This window comes from Flagellimonas zhangzhouensis (assembly GCF_900102925.1).
Lineage (GTDB): Bacteria > Bacteroidota > Bacteroidia > Flavobacteriales > Flavobacteriaceae > Flagellimonas > Flagellimonas zhangzhouensis.
Genome location: NZ_FNKI01000001.1, coordinates 376,979 through 403,133 on the forward strand (window position 1 = coordinate 376,979; position 26,155 = coordinate 403,133).

General features: G+C 40.6%; 20 protein-coding genes. 9 read left to right on the forward strand and 11 right to left on the reverse strand.

The features are described 5' to 3' along the window. The first annotated feature begins 22 nt into the window (after window positions 1–22). The 5 genes from BLQ18_RS01605 (at window position 23) to BLQ18_RS01625 (ending at window position 4,956) form a co-directional block, all read left to right on the forward strand. Window positions 23–1,495, forward strand: coding sequence for a M28 family peptidase (locus BLQ18_RS01605; RefSeq protein ID WP_090292003.1), 1,473 nt, complete (start codon window positions 23–25; stop codon window positions 1,493–1,495). A gap of 210 nt (window positions 1,496–1,705) precedes the next feature. After that, window positions 1,706–1,960 carry an autorepressor SdpR family transcription factor gene (locus BLQ18_RS01610; RefSeq protein ID WP_090292005.1) on the forward strand — a complete coding sequence of 85 codons (255 nt, stop codon included), beginning with the start codon at window positions 1,706–1,708 and terminating at the stop codon, window positions 1,958–1,960. A gap of 2 nt (window positions 1,961–1,962) precedes the next feature. Continuing rightward, window positions 1,963–2,604: an SdpI family protein gene (locus BLQ18_RS01615; protein ID WP_090292007.1), complete on the forward strand. Its 642-nt coding sequence runs from the start codon at window positions 1,963–1,965 to the stop codon at window positions 2,602–2,604. Between the two features lie 67 nt (window positions 2,605–2,671). Further along, window positions 2,672–3,184, forward strand: coding sequence for a DUF3124 domain-containing protein (locus BLQ18_RS01620; RefSeq protein ID WP_090292009.1), 513 nt, complete (start codon window positions 2,672–2,674; stop codon window positions 3,182–3,184). Window positions 3,185–3,288: 104 nt separating this feature from the next. Then, window positions 3,289–4,956 carry a formate--tetrahydrofolate ligase gene (locus BLQ18_RS01625; protein ID WP_090292011.1) on the forward strand — a complete coding sequence of 556 codons (1,668 nt, stop codon included), beginning with the start codon at window positions 3,289–3,291 and terminating at the stop codon, window positions 4,954–4,956. A gap of 86 nt (window positions 4,957–5,042) precedes the next feature. Here the strand turns inward: BLQ18_RS01625 and BLQ18_RS01630 are convergent, their stop codons facing one another. Together BLQ18_RS01630 and BLQ18_RS01635 are read right to left on the reverse strand one after the other, a co-directional pair. Continuing rightward, window positions 5,043–6,584, reverse strand: a complete 1,542-nt coding sequence (locus BLQ18_RS01630; RefSeq protein WP_090292013.1) for a glycine--tRNA ligase — start codon at window positions 6,582–6,584, stop codon at window positions 5,043–5,045. A gap of 36 nt (window positions 6,585–6,620) precedes the next feature. Beyond that, window positions 6,621–7,517, reverse strand: coding sequence for a hypothetical protein (locus BLQ18_RS01635; RefSeq protein ID WP_090292015.1), 897 nt, complete (start codon window positions 7,515–7,517; stop codon window positions 6,621–6,623). 49 nt (window positions 7,518–7,566) lie between these two features. Between BLQ18_RS01635 and BLQ18_RS01640 the strand changes: the two genes are divergently transcribed. Continuing rightward, the gene (locus BLQ18_RS01640; RefSeq protein WP_245668048.1) at window positions 7,567–8,262 is read left to right on the forward strand and encodes a ComF family protein; all 696 of its coding nucleotides are present in this window, start codon (window positions 7,567–7,569) and stop codon (window positions 8,260–8,262) included. A 64-nt stretch (window positions 8,263–8,326) separates the two neighbouring features. Next, the gene (locus tag BLQ18_RS01645) at window positions 8,327–9,946 is read left to right on the forward strand and encodes an Ig-like domain-containing domain (protein ID WP_090292016.1); all 1,620 of its coding nucleotides are present in this window, start codon (window positions 8,327–8,329) and stop codon (window positions 9,944–9,946) included. Here BLQ18_RS01645 and BLQ18_RS01650 read toward each other — a convergent pair. The 3 genes from BLQ18_RS01650 to katG form a co-directional block, all read right to left on the reverse strand. Then, on the reverse strand, window positions 9,930–10,706 hold the full coding sequence (locus BLQ18_RS01650) for an amidohydrolase (RefSeq protein WP_090292018.1): 777 nt from the start codon (window positions 10,704–10,706) through the stop codon (window positions 9,930–9,932). The two genes, BLQ18_RS01645 and BLQ18_RS01650, sit on opposite strands and share 17 nt — an antisense overlap. Beyond that, a complete protein-coding gene (locus BLQ18_RS01655; RefSeq protein WP_090292020.1) occupies window positions 10,707–11,183 on the reverse strand; it encodes an ankyrin repeat domain-containing protein in 477 nt (158 codons plus the stop codon). Between the two features lie 92 nt (window positions 11,184–11,275). Next, window positions 11,276–13,495 (reverse strand): catalase/peroxidase HPI, encoded by a 2,220-nt coding sequence (gene katG / locus BLQ18_RS01660; RefSeq protein ID WP_417935091.1) that lies wholly within the window; start codon window positions 13,493–13,495, stop codon window positions 11,276–11,278. A gap of 381 nt (window positions 13,496–13,876) precedes the next feature. Here katG and BLQ18_RS01665 point away from each other — a divergent pair, with 381 nt between their 5' ends. Beyond that, window positions 13,877–14,407 (forward strand): lipid-binding SYLF domain-containing protein, encoded by a 531-nt coding sequence (locus BLQ18_RS01665; protein WP_090292022.1) that lies wholly within the window; start codon window positions 13,877–13,879, stop codon window positions 14,405–14,407. A 53-nt stretch (window positions 14,408–14,460) separates the two neighbouring features. On the opposite strand, the gene BLQ18_RS01670 is transcribed toward BLQ18_RS01665, so the two are convergent. Both BLQ18_RS01670 and BLQ18_RS01675 read right to left on the reverse strand, forming a co-directional pair. Then, window positions 14,461–15,822, reverse strand: a complete 1,362-nt coding sequence (locus BLQ18_RS01670; protein ID WP_090292024.1) for a DUF5689 domain-containing protein — start codon at window positions 15,820–15,822, stop codon at window positions 14,461–14,463. Between the two features lie 10 nt (window positions 15,823–15,832). After that, window positions 15,833–18,565 (reverse strand): TonB-dependent receptor, encoded by a 2,733-nt coding sequence (locus BLQ18_RS01675; protein ID WP_090292025.1) that lies wholly within the window; start codon window positions 18,563–18,565, stop codon window positions 15,833–15,835. A 103-nt stretch (window positions 18,566–18,668) separates the two neighbouring features. Here BLQ18_RS01675 and BLQ18_RS01680 point away from each other — a divergent pair, with 103 nt between their 5' ends. Then, a complete protein-coding gene (locus BLQ18_RS01680) occupies window positions 18,669–19,706 on the forward strand; it encodes an endonuclease/exonuclease/phosphatase family protein (protein WP_090292027.1) in 1,038 nt (345 codons plus the stop codon). Between the two features lie 28 nt (window positions 19,707–19,734). Here BLQ18_RS01680 and BLQ18_RS01685 read toward each other — a convergent pair whose 3' ends face one another. From BLQ18_RS01685 to BLQ18_RS01700, 4 genes are all read right to left on the reverse strand, one after another. Beyond that, on the reverse strand, window positions 19,735–20,172 hold the full coding sequence (locus BLQ18_RS01685) for a hypothetical protein (protein WP_090292029.1): 438 nt from the start codon (window positions 20,170–20,172) through the stop codon (window positions 19,735–19,737). A 94-nt stretch (window positions 20,173–20,266) separates the two neighbouring features. After that, window positions 20,267–23,062, reverse strand: coding sequence for a TonB-dependent receptor (locus BLQ18_RS01690; RefSeq protein WP_090292031.1), 2,796 nt, complete (start codon window positions 23,060–23,062; stop codon window positions 20,267–20,269). A gap of 172 nt (window positions 23,063–23,234) precedes the next feature. Further along, entirely contained in the window at window positions 23,235–24,872 is a 1,638-nt protein-coding gene (gene pgi, locus BLQ18_RS01695) for a glucose-6-phosphate isomerase (RefSeq protein WP_090292033.1), read from the reverse strand. Then, the gene (locus BLQ18_RS01700) at window positions 24,872–26,152 is read right to left on the reverse strand and encodes a peptidoglycan DD-metalloendopeptidase family protein (RefSeq protein WP_090292035.1); all 1,281 of its coding nucleotides are present in this window, start codon (window positions 26,150–26,152) and stop codon (window positions 24,872–24,874) included. Before BLQ18_RS01700 ends, pgi begins: the two co-directional genes overlap by 1 nt. Window positions 26,153–26,155: the final 3 nt, after the last annotated feature.

Genomic DNA, 26,155 nt, shown 5'->3' on the forward strand with positions numbered 1-26,155 from the left:
CGAACACCTTTATTTGAATTTTATGAAAAAATATCTTTCCCTCGGCATTGCGTTTTTGGGCATCGGACTTCTATCTGCGCAAAGCGATCAAGAAAAAGCGGCATCCACAGTACACGAAAACTCCATAAAAAGCCACATATACTTTTTGGCAGATGACTTATTGGAAGGTCGTGCTTCTGGAACACGCGGCAACAAAATTGCAGCCAGTTATTTAGCCAACCAATTGCGCAGGTATGGGGCATCACCCATTCCTGGAACAGACACCTATTACCAAACTTTTGATTTGGTAGAAACCACACCTCCTAAAAATTTGGAGTTGAGTTTAAATGGGACCAACTTTCCTTTGAACGCGGCTTTTAAAATGCCCGCGACTGAACAATCTGGAGAAGCCATTTTCTTGGGCTATGGATCCGAATCGGATTTTGAAGGAAAAGCACTTGCAGGCAAAGTTGTTGTTGTTTTAGGTGGAAGTGCAGCAGGGCAAGATCCAGGGCAAATGTTCCAAAGTAGTAGTGAAAAAATGGAGCGGGTTAACAGTTCAGGTGCAGCTGGTCTTGTTGAACTTGTTGGGTTTGAAGAAGGCATGTGGACACGTATCAAACATTATTTAGGATCACAAACCGAAGTACAGGAACCAGGAACCATTTCAGCAGACACAGGTGAAATGTTCCATGTTTGGGTGAACACCACCAACAACTCAGGTTTTGAAAATGGAAAAACCATTTCCTATGCATTAAAATCAGATGGGCAGACCAAGAAAATAAAGTCTACCCAAAATGTAGTTGGAGTTATTGAAGGTTCTGACCCTAAACTCAAAAACGAATACGTAATCTACTCTGCCCATTATGATCATGTGGGCATTGGCCAACCAAATGCCGAAGGAGATTCCATTTACAACGGCGCCCGCGACAATGCAATTGGAACTACTGCCGTGCTTTCCATGGCTGAAAACTTGGGCAAATACCCAACCAAACGTTCTGCCTTGTTCATTTTGTTTACGGCGGAAGAAAAAGGGTTATTGGGAAGTGCATACTACGCCGACCACCCCGTGATTCCCCTAAATCAAATGTCGTATTGCTTTAATACCGATGGTGGGGGCTACAACGATACTTCTTTGGCCACCATTATTGGATTGGAACGCACCTCGGCCCAACCTTTGATTGAAAAAGGAGCTTCCACTTTTGGCCTAAAGGCCATTGGCGACCCAGCACCCGAACAAGGGCTGTTCGACCGAAGTGATAATGTAAGTTTTGCCCAAAAAGGGATTCCAGCACCTACCTACTCCACAGGCTTTCACAGTTTTGATGATGAAATTTTTAAATATTATCACCAAGCCAGCGATGAGGCCGACTCATTGGATTATGGCTATTTGCTCAAATTCTACCAGGGTTATGTATACACTGGCAGATTGATTGCCAACACCTCGGAGAAATTATTTTGGAACTCAGGCGATAAATACGAAGAGGCTGGAAAGGCATTGTATGGGATGAAGTAAATGATAAAAGTTAAGTTATACTGAATTCCTTCTAGCAGGAGTTCAGCATGACGATTTTATTCCTTTTCAAATTAAACATTACTGCGTCACCCTGAACTTGTTTCAGGGTCACATCCAGCCAATTTTCAATATAAGTTGCTAAAATATTTTATATCAGCCATTTGCAAATTTCATTTAATATTTAGATATTTATCTAAATAACTAATTTAAATGAATTCGCTGTTCAAGGCCCTTAATGACGAAACCCGAAGACAGATTGTGGAGCTCCTCAAAGAAAAGGACATGAACGCTGGGGAGATTTCGGAACGCTTTAATATTTCCAAACCCAGTATTTCGCACCATTTGGACATACTTCGGCAAGCCGATCTTGTAACCAGCGAAAAAAAAGGGCAGTTTGTGGAGTACTCCCTCAACACCACCATTTTGGAAGATTTGCTCAATTGGATACTAACCTTAAAAAAATAACTATGAACCTAAAAAAAGAACTTCCGATCATCGGCATTGTTTTACTTCCGTTTGTGTATTTGGCCTACATCTGGAACCAACTTCCGCAAGAAGTACCCCTGCACTACAACGCCCAAGGAGAAATAGACCGCTACGGGGACAAATCAGAACTCATCATGATTCCCTTTATGTTGCCCTTCCTCATTTACGTGCTCTTATTGGTGGTTCCCTACATCGACCCGAAAAAGCAGCTACAGAAAATGGGAAACAAATACCAATCCCTAAAATTGGTACTTACTTTAATCACATCTGCCTTGGCACTTTTTATCCTTTATTCCACCAAAGGTGGCAGTTTGAGCAATCCAAATTTTATCTTTGTAATCATCGGGGTCATGTATCTTATTTTCGGAAACTACTTCAAGACCCTCAAGGCCAATTATTTTATAGGAATCCGAACCCCTTGGACCTTGGAGAGTGAATATGTATGGAAAGAAACCCACAAACTAGGCGGTAAGGTTTGGTTTGTTGGAGGCATTGTGGCCATTATCAGCAGCCTAGTCCTCTCAGTAGAAACCAACTTTAAAGTATTTATGGGGATTACCATAATTATCGCATTGATTCCGATTATCTATTCTTATATGTTGTTCAAAAAGCAGAAAGAATAATTTTTGAAGGGCGCATTTCAAGTATTGCAGAATCCTTATCTTAGTTTGCAGCAAGCAAAATAGGATTATGAGGAAGTTATTCCCACTACTTTTGGTTTTGACCATTATTTCCTGCAACGAAAAACCGCCCGTAAAGGTAAGTTCGGTAGACCCTGTGAATTGGAATCAACGAAAAGTTTCCATTTCCGAAGCGGATTCCTTGTTGAATGGGATTTCCTATCTTTCTGTATACTCCGAAATTTATAGTGAAACGGAACATCGCACCCATAATCTTACGAGTACGATCAGCATGCGGAACACCAACCTTCGGGATACCATTTTTATCCGCAAAGCGGAATATTTTGATACCCACGGCAACTCCATCCGCACCTATTTTGATTTTCCCATCCACATTAAACCCATGGAAACCGTTGAAATTGTGATTGATGAGAAAGACCAAGAGGGCGGCACAGGAGCTAACTTTTTGTTTCATTGGAGCACAAAACCCAGCTCACACGAGCCTTATTTTGAAGGGGTAATGATTTCCACTTCGGGCCAACAAGGGCTTTCCTTTACCACCAAAGGCATTCGGGTAGAGTAGCCACACACCCAACCAATGTCATATAATTTCTGAAGGGATTGTGGTATCTTGTCTAAGGATTAAAACAACTCTTTGAGTTGTTCCAGTCTTAAAATTTCTACTGTATGACCGATCAGCAAATTGCCCATCAAGTGGTGCTGAAACCCATTGCCACAATTGCCGAAAAATTTGGGATTGATCCCGAAACCATTGATATGTATGGTAAATACAAAGCAAAAATTCCTCTGAATGCCATAGACCGCGTAAAGGCCAAAAACAGTAATCTAATTTTGGTTTCCGCTATTTCCCCTACTCCAGCTGGCGAAGGGAAAACCACAATGTCCATCGGGCTTTCCGAAGGGCTTAACCGATTGGGAAAGAAAACGACAGTCGTATTGCGTGAACCATCCTTGGGGCCCATTTTTGGAATTAAAGGTGGTGCAACTGGTGGGGGTTACTCCCAAGTATTGCCCATGGAGGACATCAATCTGCATTTTACAGGGGATTTTTCCGCCATTGAAAAAGCGCACAACCTTTTGGCTGCGATTATTGACAATAACATTCAGAGCAAGACCAATTCTGTAAGATTGGATCCTAGAACCATAGGTTGGAAACGGGTAATGGATATGAACGACCGTTCCCTGCGACATATTATTGTTGGGTTAGGTGGAACAACTTCTGGCGTTCCCCGTGAAACTGGTTTTGATATTACTGCTGCTTCTGAAATCATGGCGATTTTATGTCTAGCCGAAAGCTTGACCGATTTAAAACAACGACTGGGAAATATTTTTGTGGGCTACACTTTTGATAAAGAGCCTATTTATGCCAAAGATTTAAAAGCCGAGGGGGCCATGGCCGCTTTGTTGAAAGATGCCATAAAACCTAATTTGGTACAGACGATTGAAGGGAATCCTGCTATTATTCATGGTGGACCTTTTGCCAATATTGCCCAAGGTACCAACTCCGTAATTGCTACTTTGATGGGAATGACGCATTCCGACTACACGGTTACCGAAGCAGGTTTTGGCTTTGACCTGGGAGCCGAGAAATTCTTTGATATTAAATGCCAAAGCGCCGATTTAAAACCCAAAGCCGTGGTGCTAACCACCACCATTAGAGCCTTGAAATACCATGGAGGAGCGGATTTAAAATCCTTAACCGAACCTGATGTGGAAGCCCTGAAAAAAGGCTTGCCCAATTTGGAAAAACACTTGGAGAACATTACCAAGTTCCATGTGGTTCCCGTTATTGCCATCAACAAATTTATTTCTGATACGGATGAAGAGATTAAAGTCATCAAGGAACTAGCAAAATCCAAAGGTATTCGCGTTGCAGTTGCCGAGGTGTGGGCCAAAGGCGGCGAAGGTGCTTTGGAATTAGCGCAACATATAATCCACGTAGTGGAATCTGGTGCATCCGACTTTAAACCCCTTTACGATTGGAACTCCAGTGTTCAGGATAAAATCGCCACCATTGCCACCGAAATTTATGGGGCAGAATATGTGGATTACACTGCGAAGGCCAAGGCCAATTTGCGGAAAATTTCAGATTTGGGATTGGATAACTTACCTGTATGTATTGCCAAGACCCAAAAATCACTTTCGGACAACCCTAAACTGTTGGGACGACCCAAAGACTTTATCATTACCGTCCGCGAAATCGAGATTGCGGTCGGGGCAGGATTCTTGATTCCCATCACGGGTGACATCATGCGTATGCCAGGGTTGCCAGCGCATCCAGCATCCGAAGGCATCGACATTAACGATGATGGGGAAATTACAGGCCTGTTTTAATGATCTAAATTGTAATAAATGTCACCTCGAGCGCAGTCGAGAGGTCTCGACTGCCTCGAACTGACACCTTTGGGAAATTTGACAACTTAGATTTTCTGCAACCAGTAACGCATATCCACTTCTTTGGAGATGATATCTTTCACCTCTGAAAGTTTTACACGTTTTTGGTCCATGGTATCCCTGTGGCGAATGGTCACGGTATCGTCTTCCAAAGTTTGATGATCAACGGTAACACAGAAAGGCGTTCCAGCCGCATCTTGACGACGGTAACGACGACCTACGGCATCTTTCTCATCATAATCCACATTGAAATCCCATTTCAACTCATCCACCAATTTTTGGGCCACTTCTGGTAAACCATCACGCTTCAACAATGGAAGAACAGCTACTTTGTTCGGTGCCAAAACAGCAGGAATCTTCAATACAGTTCTGGTAGAACCGTTTTCCAATTCCTCTTCTTGCAAAGAGTTTGAGAACACGGCCAAGAACATACGATCCAATCCAATGGAAGTTTCAAGTACATAAGGCACATAACTCTTGTTTTCCTCTGGATCGAAATACTGTAGTTTTTTACCTGAATATTCTTCGTGCTTGCCCAAATCGAAATCGGTACGGGAATGGATTCCCTCCAACTCTTTGAATCCGAATGGGAACTTGAATTCGATATCAGCAGCGGCATCGGCGTAGTGCGCCAATTTTTCATGATCGTGGAAACGATAGTTATCTGATCCCATTCCTAAGGAAAGGTGCCACTTCATTCGTTTTTCTTTCCAGGCTTCGTACCACTCCATTTGGGTACCCGGTTTTATAAAGAATTGCATTTCCATCTGTTCAAACTCCCTCATACGGAAGATAAACTGACGGGCAACAATCTCATTTCGGAAGGCTTTACCAGTTTGGGCAATTCCAAAAGGAATCTTCATCCTTCCCGTTTTCTGTACATTCAAAAAGTTGACAAAAATACCTTGAGCAGTCTCAGGACGAAGGTACAGGTCCATGGCACTTTCTGCAGAAGCACCCAATTTGGTGCCGAACATCAAATTGAACTGCTTTACATCGGTCCAGTTTTTAGATCCAGTAAGCGGACAGGCAATCTCCAATTCCTCGATCAAGGCTTTCACATCGGCCAAATCCTCTTTCTCCAAAGACTGACCCATGCGTTTTAGGATGCTATCGGCTTTTTCCTGATAGTCTACCACCCTTTGATTGGTAGCCAAAAATTGCTCTTTATCAAAACTATCACCAAAACGTTTGGCAGCTTTGGTTACTTCTTTTTCGATTTTTGCTTCGATCTTGGCCACATAGTCCTCAATCAATACATCGGCACGGTATCGCTTTTTGGAATCCTTGTTATCGATCAAAGGATCGTTGAAGGCATCCACGTGGCCAGAGGCCTTCCAAGTGGTCGGATGCATGAAAATGGCCGCATCGATGCCCACAATGTTTTCATTGAGCTGCACCATGGCTTTCCACCAATATTCGCGAATGTTCTTTTTTAACTCGGCACCGTTCTGACCGTAATCATAAACTGCACTTAGTCCATCATAAATCTCACTGGATTGAAATACATAACCGTATTCCTTTGCGTGGGAGATAACCTTCTTAAAAATGTCTTCCTGATTTGCCATTGGGCAAAAATAGAATTTTACCTAAAAAGTAGCGTGTTATTTCAGCTCAAATTCTGAACTGGAAAGCAATCTTTCGTCCTCAAAAACATTTAAGGTGTAAATTCCTTCGGGCAAAGACCCTTCTGGAACGGTAATGGCATCACAAATACTGATTTCCTTGCCCGTATAAATCACCTCAACCTTTTTGCTGTAGATATTCCCACTTACAGAAACAGTGCTGGCATTATCCTCGATTACTGCCATATTGGGGTCCAAAAATTGTAGATAGAGCACTTTGATATCCCCTTTTGAGTTTGGGTCGCTCATAATGGTGACACAACCTCTTAATTTTTCAACAACGGAAGCTTTGTTCGTTTTAATAGGTCTGCCCGCCCTCAAACGAAATCCACTACCTTCCGCGTCTTGAAGTTTCAAATAACTCTTCACCCGCAATTCACGAGCCAGTTCTTTATTGGTTTCTCGAAGTAAAGACTCCGTGCGCTCCATATTGTTGGCCCTACCCCTGAGCTCTTCCAATTGTTTTAAGGTTTCGTCATAACGACTTGCCAACAAACTATTGTTATATCGAAGGAAGTTATTTTTCAATTTTAAACTATCGAAACTTAATTCGAGCTTGCGAAGTTCCTTGCGGGTTTCTTTCAGTTTGGTCAAACTAAAGTTCAATCGCCCTACGGAATCCATCAATTGTTGCACCCTGAACCTAGAAGTCTGCAACTCTATTTCATTCACCTCGTTCAACCCAGATAAACGGTCCACCTCAGCACGCATCAACGTAAGATCTTTCACTAAAAGCGACTTTTCCTGCTCCAAAAACAACATCTGGTTTTTGGATTGAGCATAGCTGTAATAAAAGGCAATGAGAATACCCACAATGACCGCTACCAATGCGGCAAAGATAATCTTGTAGTTGAAATTGTTATCTTGGGGGTTCATGTGGTTGACAGACTACACTTAGATGTATGAGATTTTGATACCAAAAAGGTTGGCTAAGATAATAAACGAGATTAACAACATCCTATTGCCAAAGGCATGTTTTGGATGTAATGCTCAATTATATAGGGGAGAAAACGTTTTGTGTGCCGTTTGTCGACATGATGTGCCGCTCACCGATCACAACTACCTGACAGAAAACGCCGTGGACCGTATTTTTTATGGAAGAATACCAATAAAAAAGGCTGCTTCGTTCGTTTTTTTCTCCAAAAATGGCCTTGTAAAAAATTTATTGCATTGGTTAAAATATAAAAACCAAGAGGGCATTGGCGAGTTTTTAGGTGACTGGTGTGGAGCTTCCCTTAAAGATGACGAGGCACTAAAAAACATCGATTTAGTGGTTCCCGTTCCTTTGCACCCCAAAAAACAAAAGAAACGAGGGTACAACCAAGTAAGTCAATTTGCGCAGAAGATTGCCGAAAATCTTGGAGCAGAATTTCGGGAGGATTTACTACTAAAAGTGACAAACACGAAAACACAAACCAAAAAAGATCGGCAATCGAGATGGTTAAATTCCAAAGACGCTTTTGATCTTAACCTAACTTCAAATAAAAATTACCAACACATTCTTTTGGTGGATGATGTGATCACTACGGGTGCTACTATCGAATCCTGTGCTAAGAAGTTACTGCAACTAAAAGGAGTAGAAGTTTCCGTTTTGAGCATGGCGGTAGTACCTCAGGGTTAAATTTTATTAATCTTTGTCCCAATTTTTAAATTAGTTGTTTCTTTGTCGCACATTGATTTTAAGCATGGTGTACTTAAAAAAATTGTTCGGTCTCCTATTTTTTACCTTTTTGGTTCTTGCCCTTTGGCAATGTGCCAAGCGAGGTTCCCCGAGTGGTGGTCCAAAAGATGTTACGCCCCCACAACTTTTAAGGGCTGAACCAGAAAATTTTACCATAAATTTTAAGGAAAAGAAAATCCGACTCTATTTTGATGAGTTGATCAAACTTCAGGATGCACAAAATCAATTGGTTGTTTCCCCTCCGTTTAAAAACCCTGCCGAGGTTAAACCAATGGGCACCGCGAGCAAGTATATTGAGGTTATCATAAAAGACACGCTTCGGGAAAACACCACTTATACCATCAACTTTGGGCAAAGTATTGTGGACAATAATGAAGGAAATCCCAATAATTTTTTGACTTACGTTTTCTCCACTGGCGATTATATTGATTCACTCACCGTCTCTGGTGCCGTCAAAGATGCTTTTAACAGAAAGCCAGATGAATTTATCAGTGTGATGCTTTACGAAATGGACAGCACCTATACTGATTCCACGGTATATAAAAGTCCGCCTCTTTATTTAACCAGTACAGGTGACAGCCTTCCATTTTTTGAGCTTAAAAATTTGAAGGCAGGAAAATATGCGCTGTTTGGGTTGAAGGATGTAAATAAGAACAACAAATTTGACCAAGGCCAGGATAAAATCGGGTTCGTGGAAGATACCATTACCTTGCCTACTGATTCCATTTATTTATTGAATCTTTTTCGGGAAGAATTGAATTACAAGGCAACCGTCCCCAGTTTTTTGGCCAATAACAAGATTATCTTTGGTTTTCAAGGCGATGAAAAGGAAATGAAAATTGAAACCTTGACCCAACTACCAGATTCGGTTCGCACCAAAATCATCAAAGAAAGAAATAAGGATACATTGAACTATTGGTTCACTCCCACAGAATTGGATTCCATCATCTTCACTGTGACCAATGAAACCGCTGCGGTAATTGATACATTTACCGTTAAGCTACGTGACCTACCAATGGATTCGCTCAAGTTAACTTCCAGTGTTCAACGAAAGTTTAATTTGGAGGACACCTTTAGTATTATGGCAAACACGCCAATTACTGAAGTGGATACAAGTCTTATTACCTTAAATGTTAGTGATTCCATTCCAATGCAGTATTCCTATGCTTTAGATTCGTTGGAGAATAAGATAGATTTTGACTTTGAGGCGGAACCTAATAAAAAATATTCCTTCTCGTTGTTGCCAGGAGCCGTTACAGATTTCTTTGGGATACAAAATGATACGTTGGATTACAACCTTTCCACGGGAAGTTTAGCTGACTACGGAAATCTAATAATAACTTTGGGAGGCGATGTGAAATTTCCCATACTTGTACAACTTACCAATGAAAAAGGGGAGGTAAAGCGTGAAATAAAAGCAGTTGAACCTCAAGAGTTTGAATTTAACAACTTGGATCCAGGAGAATATATTGCACGTGTAATTTTTGATGCCAATGAAAATGGAAAATGGGATACTGGGAATTACCTGAAAAAAATACAACCCGAACGAATCAGTTATTATCCTGGAGTTATAAAAATAAGAGCCAATTGGATTGATAGACAAAATTTTATCCTTTCAAATTAAAATCGTCTCGATCCTCCAAGAATTTTAGTTTTTCCCTAATTGTGGTGATGTGTTCTTTTTCCAAAGTCGCGTAAAGCACTTCTTCTTTTTCGGAATAGGTCAATGGCTCTCCCAACACATCATAAACAGCCGAATGACCTGGGTATTCGTATCCTAGACCATCTTTACCCAAACAATTCACTCCAACAGCATAAGACATATTCTCGATGGCTCGTGCTTTTAACAAGGTATCCCAAGCGTTTATACGTCGAATTGGCCAATTGGCCACATAGATCAAAACATCATAATCGGAAGTGTTTCTTGCCCAAACGGGAAAACGGAGGTCATAACAAATCAACGGACAAATTCGAAATCCTTTGTACTCCAAAGTCAATCTTTCGGTTCCAGCTTTGTAGACTTTGTCCTCACCTGCTAAAGTAAAGGTGTGCTTTTTATCATAAGTTTTAAAAGTACCGTCTGGGTACACAAAAAATAAACGGTTATAATATAATTCACCTTCTTGAATTACCACACTACCAACTAGGGCAGTATCTTTTTGAATGGCCAAATCTTGCATCCATTGAACAGTTTTCTGCCCCTCACTACTATCCAAATTCTGTGGCGTCATGGTAAACCCCGTGGTAAACATTTCAGGGAGAATTATCAGATCCACATCTTTAGATATGGCATTGATTTTTTCCTCAAACATGCCTCTATTCTTTTGAGGATTCTCCCAATGCATGGGAGATTGAATCAGCGCTATTTTGAGGGTTAATGACATTTATTTCTGTTCTAACAGTTGTACAAAATCTTGATTGTTTTGTTCCAAGGCATGGTCCAAGGCACTCTTTCCTTTGGCATCTTTATCTCCTGTAGTGGCGCCATTGGCCAATAACAATTCAGCAATATCCATCTTGTTGAACATTACAGAATAAATTAGACAGTTGGCTCCCATGGCATTTTTTTGGTTTACATTGGCTCCTGCCTCAATCAAAGATTTTGCGATATTGGCATAACCCTTAAAGCAAACCCCCATTAAAGCCGTGTTTCCAGAACCATCCAATGCATCTACTTTTGCACCTTTTTCCAATAAATAATCAACCACATTTTTATGCCCGTAATAAGCCGCCAATAATAACGGGGTGGACCCTCTTTGGTCTTGAGATTCCAACAACTTTGGCTCCTCTTTTAAAAGTATTTCGATGGCATTAAGATTACCACTTCGAATCTGATTAAAAAACTCTTCTTTATTGCTCATAGGACTGTTGAAAGTTATAAAAAAACTGCCACAACCTAGATGGGTCATGGCAGTCTTTAGTTTTAATTTTCTTTTTCTTTTTTCCGTTTAAATTAGGCTACATCAAAACGGTCTAGATTCATTACTTTGGTCCAAGCGGCCACAAAATCTTTAACAAATTTTGCTTCTGATCCAGACTCAGCATATACTTCTGCTAAGGCGCGTAAGATAGAGTTGGAACCAAATACAAGATCCACTCTTGTTCCAGACCATTTAAAATCGCCTGTCTTACGGTCAACACCTTCGTAAAGTGATTTTTCTTCATTGGCAGCCTTCCATTCGGTAGACATGTCAAGCAAGTTCACAAAGAAATCGTTGCTCAACACACCAATGTTATCGGTAAACACTCCATGTCTTGAACCATCAAAGTTGGCACCAAGTACACGCAAACCACCAACAAGAGCAGTCATTTCAGGGGTAGTAAGCGTCAATAATTGTGCTTTGTCCACCAATAAATGTTCTGCAGGAACTTTTATTCCCTTAACCACATAGTTTCTGAAGCCATCGTACGGTGTATTCAAATAGTCAACTGAATCAATTTCAGTTTGTTCTTGAGTTGCATCGTTACGGCCAGGTGTAAATGGAACTTCAGTTGGCACACCAGCATCGCTAGCTGCTTTTTCAACTGCTGCACTACCCGCCAAAACAATCATATCGGCCAAGGAGATTTTCTTACCTCCACTAGCATTGCTATTGAATTCATCTTTTATTCCTTCAAGAACAGATATGGTTTTGTCGGTTCCCTTGTTTACTTCCCAACTTTTCATTGGCTCCAAGTTGATACGTGCTCCATTGGCACCACCACGTTTGTCTCCTCCGCGGAAAGTTGCTGCGGATGACCAAGCAGTATACACCAAATCAGAAACGGAAACTCCAGATTCCAATACTTTTGCTTTCAACGCTTTTACGTCTGAAGCATCAACCAAGGTATAGTCCACTGCTGGAATTGGATCTTGCCAGATCAATTCTTCTTTTGGTACTTCTGGTCCTAAATAACGGGAAACAGGCCCCATATCACGGTGAGTCAACTTATACCAAGCACGAGCGTAAGCATCTGCGAAAGCATCAGGATTCTCATAGAATTTACGTGAAATTTTCTCGTAGGCAGGATCAAAACGCAACGAAAGATCCGTAGTCAACATAGTTGGTTTTCTGTTTGGCCCACCGAACGGATCTGGAATAATGGCTTCGGCATTTGAAGCTACCCATTGGTGTGCTCCTGCTGGAGATTTGCTCAATTCCCAATCGAATTCGAACAAGAACTTAAAGAAATCGTTGCTCCATTTCACTGGGGTAGATGTCCAGATTACTTCCAATCCAGAAGTAAAGGCATCTGAACCTTTTCCTGAACCATTTTTATTTTCCCATCCAAAGCCCTGTGATGCCAAATCTGCTGCTTCAGGATCCGCATCCATCATTACTTTATCACCATCTCCATTACCGTGTGTTTTTCCGATAGTGTGACCTCCAGCAATCAATGCTACGGTTTCTTCATCGTTCATGGCCATACGCTCAAATGTTTCGCGAATGTCATGTGCAGCGGCAACTGGATCAGGATTACCATCTGGTCCTTCTGGGTTTACGTAAATCAATCCCATTTGCACTGCTGCCAATGGATTTTCGATTTCACGTTCTTCTTTATTATGTTGGTAACGGCTGTTTGGCGCATCACTCGTTGCCAACCATTCGGTTTCGTTACCCCAATATACATCTTGGTCCGGTTCCCAAACATCTTCACGACCTCCAGCAAAACCAAAGGTTTTAAATCCTGTTGATTCCAAGGCCACGTTACCGGCCAAAATCATAAGGTCTGCCCAAGATATTTTTTGACCGTATTTTTGTTTGATAGGCCACAATAAACGACGGGCTTTATCCAAACTCACGTTATCTGGCCAAGAGTTAAGAGGCGCAAAACGTTGCTGTCCACGTCCACCACCACCACGGCCGTCTTGTACACGATAGGTTCCAGCACTGTGCCATGCCATTCGGATAAATAAACCTGCATAACTACCAAAATCTGCTGGCCACCAATCTTGTGAATCGGTCATCACATTCAACAAATCCTGTTTAAGGGCTTCATAATCTAACTTCTTAAACTCTTCCGCATAGTTGAAATCTTCTCCGAGTGGATTTGATTTTTCTGAATGCTGGCTCAATAGTTCCAACTTCAGTCGGTTGGGCCACCAATCCTCATTTTGTGTGCCTCCACCGGCAACGTCACTTAAAAATGGGCATTGACTTGCATCTGCCCCGTTTGCCATTTCTTTACTCATGATAGTATGTTGTTTAAATTATAGATTCTGCTCTTGTAAAAATACAAATTAGCCAACCTGAAAAATAGATAACCAATATTAAAATACTATTAAAAAATAGATATTCTCTATGCTAAAAATACAGTGTCGAACTTTTTTATAGTGGTGATTGTGTGCTATTTAAATTTAAGAAATTCTGGACAATCTAAAAGTGTAATTTGATTGAATTTCAACTAAACATCCTACATAATAGCACGTTATAACTTATGGGAATAAAAGAAAGGCCGCATGTTCGAAACCTACCAAAAACTATAAGTTTTCCTTAACATTAATTGGCATTCTCTTGATATAAGAATAGGTTATGACTTTCTAATTTTGGGTAAACACTAAAACAGTCTAAAAATGAAAACAATAAAAGCAATTGCCTTAATGGCCGTTCTGTTGGTTGGAACTGGAGCCATGGCACAAAATAGCAAAGACAAAAAATTGATGGAGGATGCCAAAAAGGCCAAATCTTCACTTTTGGAAGCTGCTCCCAACCTAGATGGATTTTTTAATAATTCTGCTGGATATGTAATTTTTCCGAATGTGGGAAAAGGTGGGTTTATTATTGGTGGAGCATCTGGTAATGGTGTGGTTTACGATGGTGGAACTGCCATTGGTATGGCCGACCTTAAAAAATTGAACATTGGGTTGCAAGCTGGTGGGCAAGCGATAATCGAAGTTATCTTTTTTGAATCCGATGTGGACTTGGAACGCTTTAAGAAAGGTGATTTTCAGTTTGCGGCTGAAACTTCGGCAGTTGCCCTTAAATCGGGTATTGCCTTTAACGCCAAATACAAAGATGGCGTAGCTGTTTTTGCATTGCCAAAGGCTGGCCTTATGGCCGATGCCTCGGTAGGCGGACAAAAATTTGGTTATAAAGCTTTTTAAGTTATACCAACAAAAAAAAGTAAAGCCCCTTTAAAGGGGCTTTTTTAGTGCTATTAGTTTCGTTGGCCAGGCGTAAAATCTTGTGGTGCTTGTTGGGGCAAGTTTATGGTTCCCGCGTCACCTGTATCATTATAAATGGTCCATTCCGAAAACGTATATATAGAGTTGGCTTTAACAACATCCATATTTCTAATGGCCCTTCCATCTTCAAATTCGTGGTTGGTGCCTGAGCCATCTTCTCCGATAATTCCAAATACATCGATAACGGTTCCAAAAGGATCAACCAATTCTAAATTATCATCTCCATTGGAGTCGGCAGGACTATTGGTGCCCACACCCAAATCAGGAGAAAATCCATAGACCAATTCAAACTCTGTGGCATTTGGTGAAATAACCAATGTGCTTTCTGGCCCTATTATCAAACCCGACAAATCAATAGTAGAACTAACTTCGATATTATCATTTGTATATCTACGCAGTGACCATAAGTTTAAATCCAAAGGTTCTGAACCTGCGTTGTAGAGTTCAACAAAACGGGCACCCGAATTATTTTCAGGGTCGGCCAATTCGGAAATGAAAATTAGATCAGAAGTAAATTCGGTGATAATTTCTGGGCAACGCTCTTGGTTGAAATCCACATCGTCCAAATCACGAATCACCAATTGGGACTTGTTTTTGTCCCGAAGTAAAACTCCTGTGATTGTACCATTCTCTGTAGGTAATGGCTCGGATTGAAAATCAGCATAACCACTATTTAATATGGCCAGCACATTCTCTTCGCAATTTTGAATATGCCTTTCGGTTTCTTCTTGAGCTAAAGCAAAAAGTTCGCCCAACTCCTCATCCACAAATTCAACATCCTCCAATTGTACCAATATGTTGGGAGACAAACTATCAATTTTAGAAATTGTAGATAGCAAAGGTTGGATAGTCAAATCGTCTTCACAGGCCAGAAAAACATGCTCTTTTACTTTTGGGGCGGGCAATCGTCCAACTGAAATATTTCCAAAGGAAGAGAACACACTGCCTATCAAAATATTCTCATTTTTCTTTTGTAAATACAAATCCTTTAGCTTGATGAGCACTTTGCTACCGATTGGAAATTGAAGATGAGATTCTCGTAAATCCATTTCCAGCTGAAGACCTTTGGTTGGATTAACGGGAGCATCTTGCAGAAATACCACATTAAAAAAGTTCCCTGCTTTATCCGATGAAATTATGTAACCTTCAATTACAAGGTTCTCTTGAACTTGAACGGTCTCTTCCGTTGCCATTTGATCAAGATTGGCAAAGCTGAAATTGGATTTCAATTCTGAACTACATAATCTTTGAAGCTCATCGAACTCTTTACCCTCTGTACAAGAAAACTGAATCAATAGCATTAAGCATGCATAAATATATATTGTGTTTTTCATGATGTTGTTTTTAAAAACTGATTGCTAAATTCAAAAAGTAAGTGCGCCCGTAGCCATACCAATATTTGGGTCCGAATGAAGGGCTGCCGCTCAAATTGTCCTGCCTCATTTGTCCAAAATTTCCGTTTCGACTTTGTTCATATCCTCCAGTTCTAAATACAGCATCAAAAAGATTGCTCACACTTGCAAAAGCACTGATGTATTTACCTCCCAACAACCAAGATTTTCCACCTACCAAATTCAATAGGTAGATATCTTCCATTTTATTTTGAGCTAATAAGTTTTCTATATTTTCCTCGGATGCATCAGGGAATTTTTTACCCGTTTTAGGGTCGATTTTAAAACTAGCCGTTCTAGGAATAGTCGAAATATTGATGAAATTATTAGTGAGATAATTGGTGGTGGCACCCACCCACCAATACTTTGGAGAACGATATTCCACTCCAATTGCTAATGCGGTTTGAGGACCTTGCGCCAATTTCAAGCCCTTTAATTGGGCAAAGCCCAAATCACTATACCCATCCGTTGATATAAGGTCTTCTTCTGGACTGGAAGTGTCAAAATTGATTTGAACCATAGGATCACTGGCATAAGTATACTCGCCAATATTTCCTGCTGCGGTCAATTTTACACTTGATGAGGCTTCGTATTCAAAACCAAATTCAATGCCTTTGTGAAGTTTGTCCATTCCTGTAATCACCTCTTGCACAAAATCGGATCCCAATCCTGTATCTGTAAAAAAGAAATTGATATCGGTTTCATGTTGAAATCGGGTATAAAAAGCACTAGCTCGGCCTGTAAGATTGGGTAAACGAACAAAATAACTCAGATCAACGCTTACTACTGTTTCTGCCTGTAGATCATTTACAATTCCATGATTTTCCCGTGGATTGATGAAAATATTCTGCAAGGTTGGAGGTCGTTCCAAATAGGCTGCATTTGCAGTAAACCAATGTCTCCCTGAAAGAAAATAGGTAGCTCCACCTTTGTAAGCAAGATTAGAAAATGAAACGTTCTCCCCTTTACCTAACGAATTTTCAGCGTAGCGTTCATTTAGGAAAAAGCCTGTACGCTGGGTTTCGAAAGTAGAGAATGCCGCTGATGCAAAACCGCTCCATTTATCCAAAGTCAATTCCACTTGACCAAAGCCTTCCCATTTTGAAGTATCCAGATTATAATGGTAATTGAATTTATCTCCTTTCGTTTTTTGAAGACTTCCTTGGGCATCGTTAAGTGTGTTTGAAAAGGTATCCAAGTCCTCATGATAGCTCGCCCCAAGCAAATCGAAAATCTCTGCATAGTTTTCGGATGCCGTAATCATGTAGTTTCCTCCAACTCCAATTTTCAACCAATTGTTCACCGAATAGTTAAAGGTGCCAGATGCGGCAATAGTTTGATCTTCAACAATATCATCGTAATGCAAGTACGAAGCTTTGGGTCCAAAATTTTTATTGGCGGTGTATAAAGATTCCCATGACATTTGTGGATGCTCCAAGATTGCTTCTTTGGCCAAATTAGCATTCGTAAAATCTGCTCCAAACGAACCATTGATATAATAACTGGGAAGATATCTGTAGTACGTTGGGTCTGGATTTGGTGCATTGTAATAGCCAAGTCTACTCCTAGAATTAATTCCTGTTTGGTAATAGCCTCCAATATTCAAATTCCATTTTTCCTGTTCCAAAGTATAGTTGACCATAAAAACAGGTTCTGAAATTTCACGTTCCCTTGAATTGCGAATTTTGTCATCTTGATATCCCCAATAAGGATTATATCTGTTGCCCATCAGCTGATAAACTTCATCCGAAACTGCTGCTGAACGACCTCGGCGGTTTCTTGCCCACATACCTGTAATTGAAATACTATGTTCGGAATTCAATTGATATTCTACCGAGCCAAAAAAAGAGTAGGCATCGTATAATGTACCTTCTACATATCCTTCTTCAGCCCATCTCCTGGAGGCTGAAACGGAATAAGTCATCCCATTTTCTTGTGCTCCAGAATTATAGGTCGCCATAAGTCTGCTCCGATAGGTTCGATTACTGGAGGAGGCTGAAAGTCGAATCCCTGGTCGCATTCCCGAAGGCCGTGTATTGATGTTGGTATTCCCTAAAATCCCACCAAAGGTGACTGGATTAATGGCCAATCCGTTGGTGAATTCTTGATTTCTGGTCACATCGTTAAGTCCTCCCCAATGGTTCCATTGAGGGCGACCATCAAAAAATTTGTTCATGGGTACGCCGTTAATAAGTACCTGACCATTTCGGGAATCATAACCACGTACTTTAAAAAAGGCTTGGCCAAAATCAAAGGCGGCACGATTCAAATAAACATCACGGGTAGATTGTAATAAACCCATAGAGCCTGAAACGGATTCGAAATCATCCAGAAGATCACCATCGGTTAGTGTGATGAGATTATCGGTTTTTTCAAATTGAATGTCCCGTTCTAAATAAATTTTACCCAAGTTGATGGGGCTCCCCTCTAAATACAGGGAAAATTCTTTGTGGAGATAATCTTTAGCAGCAACTTCTACAATAAAATCTCCTTGGACGGTAGCAGAAAGTTCAAATTCTCCTGAAGCATTGGTTAAAAAGGTTTGTGAATTCCCTTGAAGGGCAATCGTAGCGTTTGAAATGGGCTTGTTTATCCCTTTTTCATACACACTACCAGTAATGACAGTGCTTTGTTGACCGAATATACAGCAACACCCCAGCACCGTCATGAGCATAGTTGTTCTCATAACTTATTTGTAGGTTAAATTCTAAATTTGGGGTTGTAATTGCTGTACAGAGTTTGCAAAAAGCGAGCAATCTTACTTATTTTAGCTACAAAATCAAAATATAATGCGATTATTAATATGCCTACTTGTATTAATATCGACCTCACTTTATGGACAACAGTCCAAAAATTTTACGTTAAGAACCATAGCGTTTTACAATTGCGAAAACCTTTTCGATACGGAGAATGACTCACTTACCTTTGATGATGACCGAACTCCTGAGGGCAGGTATCATTGGACAACGGAGCGCTATTGGCAAAAAGTTGAACATCTCTCCAAGGTTATTTCCCAAATTGGTAAAGAGACTTCCAAAACGTCTCCTGATATTGTTGGACTTTGCGAAGTGGAAAACCGAAAAGTGGTTGAGGATTTGATTGCCCACGCCGATCTTGTTGAAAAGGATTATGGCATTGTGCATTTTGATTCACCAGATGAACGAGGGATAGACGTGGCTTTGTTGTTCAAAAAAGCTTCTTTTTTACCTACTTCTTTTAAAAGTCATCGCCTTTTATTGTTTGATGATATGGGTGATAGGGAATACACACGTGACCAATTGGTGGTTGGCGGTATTATGGACGAAGAGGAAATTCATTTTATTGTGAACCATTGGCCATCACGAAGGGGAGGGTCAGCTAAAAGTCAACCACTGCGGATTAGAGCAGCGCTGCTGAACAAACGCATCATGGATTCCATTCAACGGTTGAATCCAGATGCCAAGATAATTTCTATGGGAGATTTGAACGACGACCCTATTGATGACAGCTTAAAAAAGATTTTAAAAACCAAAGGGAACATAAAACAAGTAGATAGTGTTTCCCTATTCAATCCTATGGAAAAAATGTTCCGAAAAGGGGTTGGATCCCTTGCCTATCGAGATAAATGGAATCTTTTTGACCAGATTTTCATGACCTCTAGCTTGTTGGATGAATCCCATCAAAAACTTTCGTATTGGAAAGCAGGCATATTTGCACCCAGCTTTATGCGCACAGAAAATGGTCGCTTTAAAGGCTATCCTTTACGGACATATTCGGGTGGAACCTACACTGCAGGATACAGTGATCACTTCCCTACTTATTTGTTTTTGATAAAGAAGTCTGATTAAAAAGATTCCTGCCTACGCAGGAATTAATTTACCCCAACCACTGTGACCAAGGCAAGCGGCTCAAGATCAATAAAAGACCCAATCCGTAAAAAATGGCGATGGTCTTAAACTTTTTGTCGCTTTCCATGAACTTTTTGTGACGAGACCACCCAATGGTAATCAAAGCCAAAGCAATAATATTGATAAAAGGATGTTCCAAGGCCAATAAACGGGCAGGAGCGTTCAATCCGCCCATTCCCAATGCCTGAATGGCCTTTAATCCATTGGCACTTGTAAAATATAGGATTAGCCCAACTAATAACTGAATATGGCTCAGAATAAGCGCAAAGAGGCTCACACGAAGATCCTTGTGCATGGTAAAGTCTTTTTTGCCCATCCATCCGATTATGGCATTAATGGTAGCCAAAACCAAAATGGCCAAAACAACATAAGCTAGGTAAGAGTGCAGGTTTTTAATGATTTCCATAGGGTATAGTTTGAGGCTTAAAAGTACGGAATTTTGAACATAAAAAAAGTCCCTTGCTAGCAAGGGACTTTAATTTTATACTTAAAAGCGTTTCTTAGAATCTGTAACGCAAACCTACGTTCCAAGTTCTACCGAAGCCCCAGAATACGTTGTTTCTTACGTTAACACCGTTCCAAGTTTCATCTCCAGCTTCTGCTTCTCTGTTAGAAGTAGCTTCAGAAATATATACTTCGTTGAATACGTTATTCACGTTCAATCTCAAGTTTAGGTATTTGCTCTTTTCTTTACCCAAAGTCATGCGGTAAGAAAGACCAGCATCGAACAAATCGTAAGCAGGCAACTTCAACTGAAAGTCTCCACCATCAGGTTGTCCATCAGAATCTTGATCTTGCAAATCCAATACATCAAACTGAGCATAAAGATCAGCAGCGTGGTACCAGCTAGCATCGAAGAACAAGTTCTCTACTGGCTCGATAGTTGCTCCCAATCTCATAGTTGTTTGTGCAGCGTCATCTACTTTTTGACCATCCAAAATAATATTGGCTTGACCTACTTCATTTTGACCATCGTCATAAACAGTACCTAGAGGGTTACCAGAGTATTCCCAATTACCCAAAGACAACATACCTGTGAAAGTCAACCAGTGAGATGGGCGAGCAGTGAAATCAACTTCAACACCCATGTGTACCTGCTCTACACCATCGTAGTTGGCAGTACCTTGAAACAATTGGTTTCCTTGATCATCAGTAATGGTTACACCGTCAGTCAAGTACCTGTCACTCCAAGAAGTTCTGTACAAGTTAACATTAGCACTGAAGAACTGGCTTCTGAAACCGTATCCAACCTCAACACCCAAAATTTTCTCGTTTTGGTAGTTCTCGTTGATATCGTTAACAAAGTTCAAGAAAATAGCATCGAAAATAGGTTGTTTTAGGTAGTAACCAGCATTTGCGAACACATTGTGTTTTTCGTTGATGTTGTAGTTCAAACCACCTTTAATGTTACCCCCTACGATGTTTACCCAATCAGTTTCTTGCTCTGGATCGGAATCCAAGTAGTTGAAGTAATCGATTCTTTTGAATCCTTGGTTAGAAATACCACCTTGCAAGAAGGCAGAAATCTTATCAGTTTTGTACTCTACTTGACCGAAAGCACCCAACCACTGAACTTTACCATCATTGTAGTAATCGATTTTGGTTTCGTCATCTACATTTTTGAATACATTCCAAATGTTTCCAATAGTAGGAGCGTAAGTGTTTGTTGTAAAGTTGTACGTATTGTTGATGTCATCGTTGTCTACATAAACATCAGCACCCATAAGATCTACCAATCTTCTGTAGTGGATACCTTTATAAGTTCTGGCATCTACTCCTAGATCAAAAGACCAGTTCTCGTTCACATCGTTGTGGAAGTTGATAATGGTACCAAACCAGTTGTGAGAGTTCATAGAAGAACGTTGGGAGATACCATTTTCAGGTCCTCTTGTAAATCCGTACTCATCAACAAACCCGTAGCTGTTGGCGTTACCGTTAACGAACATTCCTTGGTACATTGGATTACCTCCTCCAGTGTACCCTTCTCTTGGCACACCAAAATCAGGAATGTTGGCACCGCTGTTCCATGCAATGATATCATCAATACGAACGTGTCCGTTTGCGTCTTTAAATTGGCCTGAATAAGATTGACCACCGTTGATTCTACCAATTGAACCAATAGAACCACCACGACCTAGTGAAGCGTAAACCACTGAAGACAAAGTAGATTTGTCAGACATTTTCCAGTCCCAGTTGATCATAGCTTTTGGCTTGTGGTAGAAGTTACCAGAGAAGGTATCTTCTTTTCCGTTTCTATAACCATAGTCAGAGTTGTAGCGGATATTAGGATCCACTCCATTGTTTCCGTACCTGATGTAGTTAGAGATAGATTCAGCATAACCTCTTTGGAAGTGTTGCTGAGGAGCACCAGTTACCATAAATTGGAAATCGTGCTTGTCGTTTGGTCTATATCCTAAAGCTACAAAATAGTTGTAAGCTTCAAAAGGAGTTCCTTGTACGTATCCATCACCAGCAGAACGACCGAACATGGCACTTACAGAAAGTCCATTTTCCATCAAACCAGTGTTGTAAGATACTGTAGTTTTTAAGTAATCGTTGTTACCCAAAGTAGCAGCCACAGCACCACCTTCTTTGTTATCGGCAGCTTTTGTAAGAATGTTAATGGTACCACCCACAGAAGAGATAGCCAATTTGGAAGAACCAAGACCTCTTTGTACCTGCATAGCAGAAGTTACATCAGAAAGACCAGCCCAGTTACTCCAGTAAACCCATCCGTTTTCCATATCGTTTACAGGTACACCGTTGATCATAACAGCAGTGTTTCTTTGGTCGAAACCACGAACGTTGATTCTGGCATCACCAAAACCACCCCCTTGTTTAGTAACATAAATGGAAGGAGTAGATCTCAAGATTTCAGGAAATTCCTGAGCACCCAATTTTTCCACAATTTCAGAGGCTCTAATAGTAGATACTGCAACAGGAGTTTCACGCTCTTTTGCAATATCCATTACCCCAGTTACCACAACTTCTCCAAGTTCTTGTGCGTCTGGCATCAATACAATGGTACCTACGTTACCAGTAGAAGAGAAAGAAACTTCCTTGTCTAAAAATCCGATGTAAGAAACAACCAAGATTCCTGAGCTTTGACTTACTTCCAAAGTAAAGTTTCCATCAAAGTCTGTTGATGTACCAATGCTGGTTCCTTTAACCATTACACTAGCACCTGGTAGTGGTCCGCCTTGGTCACCGTCGGTTACCGTACCAGTAAGAGTTCCTTGAGCAAATGCCATTGCGGAAAACAAAATAGCCGCAAAAGCCAAGTAGATTCTTTTCATTTAATTCAGTGTTTAAGTGTTTAATTAGCGCTGCAAATGTGCTGTATTTTCAACACACCGCGATTAAGCAAAAGTTAAAATCGCGCTAATATAGTTAACACTAAATTAACAAACAAAAACCCCTGACAAACAAATGCTTAGGCTTTTTACCCAGAAATGAAAACCTGATAATTTAACCCTTAAAAAAATGTAAAAGCTGCATTGTGGAGCTATCGTGTTTACCAATCTCGGAATTTTCGATGTCTCCCAAAATATTTTTGGCAAGTTGTTTTCCGAGCTCAACACCCCATTGGTCGAAGCTAAAGATGTTCCAAACCACCCCTTGCACAAAGATTTTATGTTCGTACAAGGCAATTAGTGCACCCAAACTTTTTGGCGTCAGCTTATCAATTAATAAGGTATTGGTAGGCTTATTGCCTTCGAACACTTTAAAAGGAAGTAGTTTTTCAAGCTCAGCACCCGACATTCCCTGACTTTCCAGTTCTTGTTTTACCTCATCTGCAGTTTTTCCGTTCATTAAGGCTTCGGTCTGGGCGAAGAAATTGGCCATCAATTTATTGTGGTGGTCCACATCGCCGTGAAGGGATTTTTTATATCCGATGAAGTCTGTTGGAATCAATTTGGTTCCTTGGTGAATTAATTGGAAGAAAGCGTGCTGAGAGTTGGTCCCTGGTTCTCCCCAAATAATGGTGCCAGTTTCATGTCCTACTCGATTACCAGCTCTATCCACACTTTTACCGTTACTTTCCATAATTCCCTGCTGTAAATAAGCTGAAAAACGGCTCAAGTATTGGGTGTAAGGAATAATAGCCTCTGTTTCGGCACCATAAAAGTTATTGTACCAAACACTGATCAAAGCCAAGATCACTGGAATATTTTCTTCAAAGGCGGTTTCTTTGAAATGCACATCCATTTCATGGGCACCTGCCAACAGAGCATCAAAATTTTCATAGCCTATGGAAATCGCAATGGAAAGTCCAACCGCGCTCCACAATGAAAAACGGCCACCTACCCAATCCCACATCGGGAATACATTTTCACTGGCGATTCCGAATTCATCAATTTTTTCCAAATTGGTTGAAACGGCTGCAAAATGATGGGCAATATATTTTTCTGAGGCACTCTCCAAGAACCATTTTTTAATGGTCATGGCGTTGCTCAAGGTTTCTTGGGTGGTAAAGGTTTTGGAAACAATTACAAATAAGGTTGTTTCTGGATTCAGATCTTTTATGATTTCGTGAACGTGGTCACCATCCACATTGCTCACAAAATGCATTTTTAAGTGGTTTTTGTAAAACTTTAGAGCTTCAGCCACCATTACAGGTCCAAGGTCGGAACCACCGATTCCGATATTCACCACATCGGTAAATGCTTTTCCTGTGTATCCTTTCTTTTCACCAGAAATAACAGCTTCTGTAAAAGATTTGATTTTTGCTTTTACATCAAAAACCTCATCCACAATATTAACACCATCAACAAAGATCTGGTCTCCTTTTTCTGCCCTCAAGGCTGTATGAAGTACCGCTCGTCCTTCAGTCTGGTTGATTAAATCCCCTCCAAAATAACCTTCAATCGCTTTTGGAAGTCCAACTTCTTGTGCCAATTGCAGCAACAAGTCCAAAGTAGTATCGGTAATCCTATTTTTTGAATAGTCCACATAGAAATCGTTCCAAAGCAAAGAGAACTTTTTGCCTCTTTCTTCATCTTTGGAAAACAATTCTCTTAAATGTGTGCTCTTTGTTTCTTCGTAGTGGGCTTGAAGTTTTTTCCAAGCTTCAGATGTTGTAGGGTTGATTGTGGGTAATGCCATTACGGGTTATAGGTTATAAGATTTTCTTCGAGTTCGGGGGTAGCTTCAATCAATTCGATACAATCCAATTGATCGCGCAAGGGTTGAATGTATGCTAGATAATCGGTACGCAAGGAATCGGCAATAGGTTCTGCGGCAGGCAGTTCTTCTTTAAATGGATCTACTTGCCTTCCATTCTTCCAAAAACGGTAACACACGTGAGGTCCCCCTGTATTTCCAGTCATTCCAATCCAGCCAATCACATCCCCTTGACGTACAAAATCACCTCGTTTAACGTTTTGGGCTTTCATGTGAAGGTATTGGGTGCTATAAGTGCCGTTATGTTTGATCTTTACGTATTTGCCATTTCCACCTCTGCGTGTAGATTCAGTTACGGTTCCATCTGCGGTAGCTACAATAGGTGTTCCGATGGGTGCAGCAAAATCAGTACCTCTATGCGGTCTTACTTTATTTCCATAATAAGCAATCCTTCTTCTCAGGTTATACCTGGATGACAATCGGTACTGCAATTTAACTGGTGCACGTAAAAAGGTACTTCTTAAATTATTGGCATCTTGGTCAAAATATTCTAAAATATTATTAGTGGCATCCGATAAATATGGGAAGGCATAAATGGGTTTACCTTTATGAACAAAATAGGCCGCCTTAACAGATCCAATTCCAGCATAAATACTATCATTGATATAACGCTCCTCAAATACAACCTTGAATTTGTCCCCTGGATCCAAACGACCAAAGTCAATAGTCCATGCATAAATATCTGCCAAAGCGAAGGTAAGATTGTAGTCCACTCCTAATGTATCGATGGTCATGGACAAATTATTTTCGATAACTCCTCCTATTTCACGCTCCACCAATTTTACTTTTTTCTTGCTTTTGTAGGCATTTGTAGAATCGCGAAGATCCACAACTGTATAATTGATCCTATCGTTCTGGTAGATAAAAACTTCCGCAACTTCGGAGGTGTCTTTCGATTTTAAAATGACATAGGGTTTACCCACCTGAATTTTTCGAACATCGAACGTATCCCTGAATTTTTCTGAAATAGCTGCAATTTTTGGATAATCTACTTTGTTCTTGAGCATTAGCTCCCCAAAGCTGTCTCCATTGCGAACCGTATCGTGAACCACGTTATAGTCGTCCAGATTAAAACCATAATGTAGTACTGGAGGTTTTACAATAGTTTCCACGGTTGCCACCTCTTCCAATGGTTCTTTTGTCTCTTTGCATGACACCAAAACAACCATTAGTGTCAAAATTGCCCCAATAAATTTCTGCATCTT

Excerpts from the sequence above, each read along its gene's own strand:
- BLQ18_RS01605 (WP_090292003.1), top strand. The coding sequence starts at position 23 with ATGAAAAAATATCTTTCCCTCGGCATTGCGTTTTTGGGCATCGGACTT.
- BLQ18_RS01610 (WP_090292005.1), top strand. The coding sequence starts at position 1,706 with ATGAATTCGCTGTTCAAGGCCCTTAATGACGAAACCCGAAGACAGATT.
- BLQ18_RS01615 (WP_090292007.1), top strand. The coding sequence starts at position 1,963 with ATGAACCTAAAAAAAGAACTTCCGATCATCGGCATTGTTTTACTTCCG.
- BLQ18_RS01620 (WP_090292009.1), top strand. The coding sequence starts at position 2,672 with ATGAGGAAGTTATTCCCACTACTTTTGGTTTTGACCATTATTTCCTGC.
- BLQ18_RS01625 (WP_090292011.1), top strand. The coding sequence starts at position 3,289 with ATGACCGATCAGCAAATTGCCCATCAAGTGGTGCTGAAACCCATTGCC.
- BLQ18_RS01630 (WP_090292013.1), bottom strand. The coding sequence starts at position 6,584 with ATGGCAAATCAGGAAGACATTTTTAAGAAGGTTATCTCCCACGCAAAG.
- BLQ18_RS01635 (WP_090292015.1), bottom strand. The coding sequence starts at position 7,517 with ATGAACCCCCAAGATAACAATTTCAACTACAAGATTATCTTTGCCGCA.
- BLQ18_RS01645 (WP_090292016.1), top strand. The coding sequence starts at position 8,327 with ATGGTGTACTTAAAAAAATTGTTCGGTCTCCTATTTTTTACCTTTTTG.
- BLQ18_RS01650 (WP_090292018.1), bottom strand. The coding sequence starts at position 10,706 with ATGTCATTAACCCTCAAAATAGCGCTGATTCAATCTCCCATGCATTGG.
- BLQ18_RS01655 (WP_090292020.1), bottom strand. The coding sequence starts at position 11,183 with ATGAGCAATAAAGAAGAGTTTTTTAATCAGATTCGAAGTGGTAATCTT.
- katG (WP_417935091.1), bottom strand. The coding sequence starts at position 13,495 with ATGAGTAAAGAAATGGCAAACGGGGCAGATGCAAGTCAATGCCCATTT.
- BLQ18_RS01665 (WP_090292022.1), top strand. The coding sequence starts at position 13,877 with ATGAAAACAATAAAAGCAATTGCCTTAATGGCCGTTCTGTTGGTTGGA.
- BLQ18_RS01670 (WP_090292024.1), bottom strand. The coding sequence starts at position 15,822 with ATGAAAAACACAATATATATTTATGCATGCTTAATGCTATTGATTCAG.
- BLQ18_RS01675 (WP_090292025.1), bottom strand. The coding sequence starts at position 18,565 with ATGAGAACAACTATGCTCATGACGGTGCTGGGGTGTTGCTGTATATTC.
- BLQ18_RS01680 (WP_090292027.1), top strand. The coding sequence starts at position 18,669 with ATGCGATTATTAATATGCCTACTTGTATTAATATCGACCTCACTTTAT.
- BLQ18_RS01685 (WP_090292029.1), bottom strand. The coding sequence starts at position 20,172 with ATGGAAATCATTAAAAACCTGCACTCTTACCTAGCTTATGTTGTTTTG.
- BLQ18_RS01690 (WP_090292031.1), bottom strand. The coding sequence starts at position 23,062 with ATGAAAAGAATCTACTTGGCTTTTGCGGCTATTTTGTTTTCCGCAATG.
- pgi (WP_090292033.1), bottom strand. The coding sequence starts at position 24,872 with ATGGCATTACCCACAATCAACCCTACAACATCTGAAGCTTGGAAAAAA.
- BLQ18_RS01700 (WP_090292035.1), bottom strand. The coding sequence starts at position 26,152 with ATGCAGAAATTTATTGGGGCAATTTTGACACTAATGGTTGTTTTGGTG.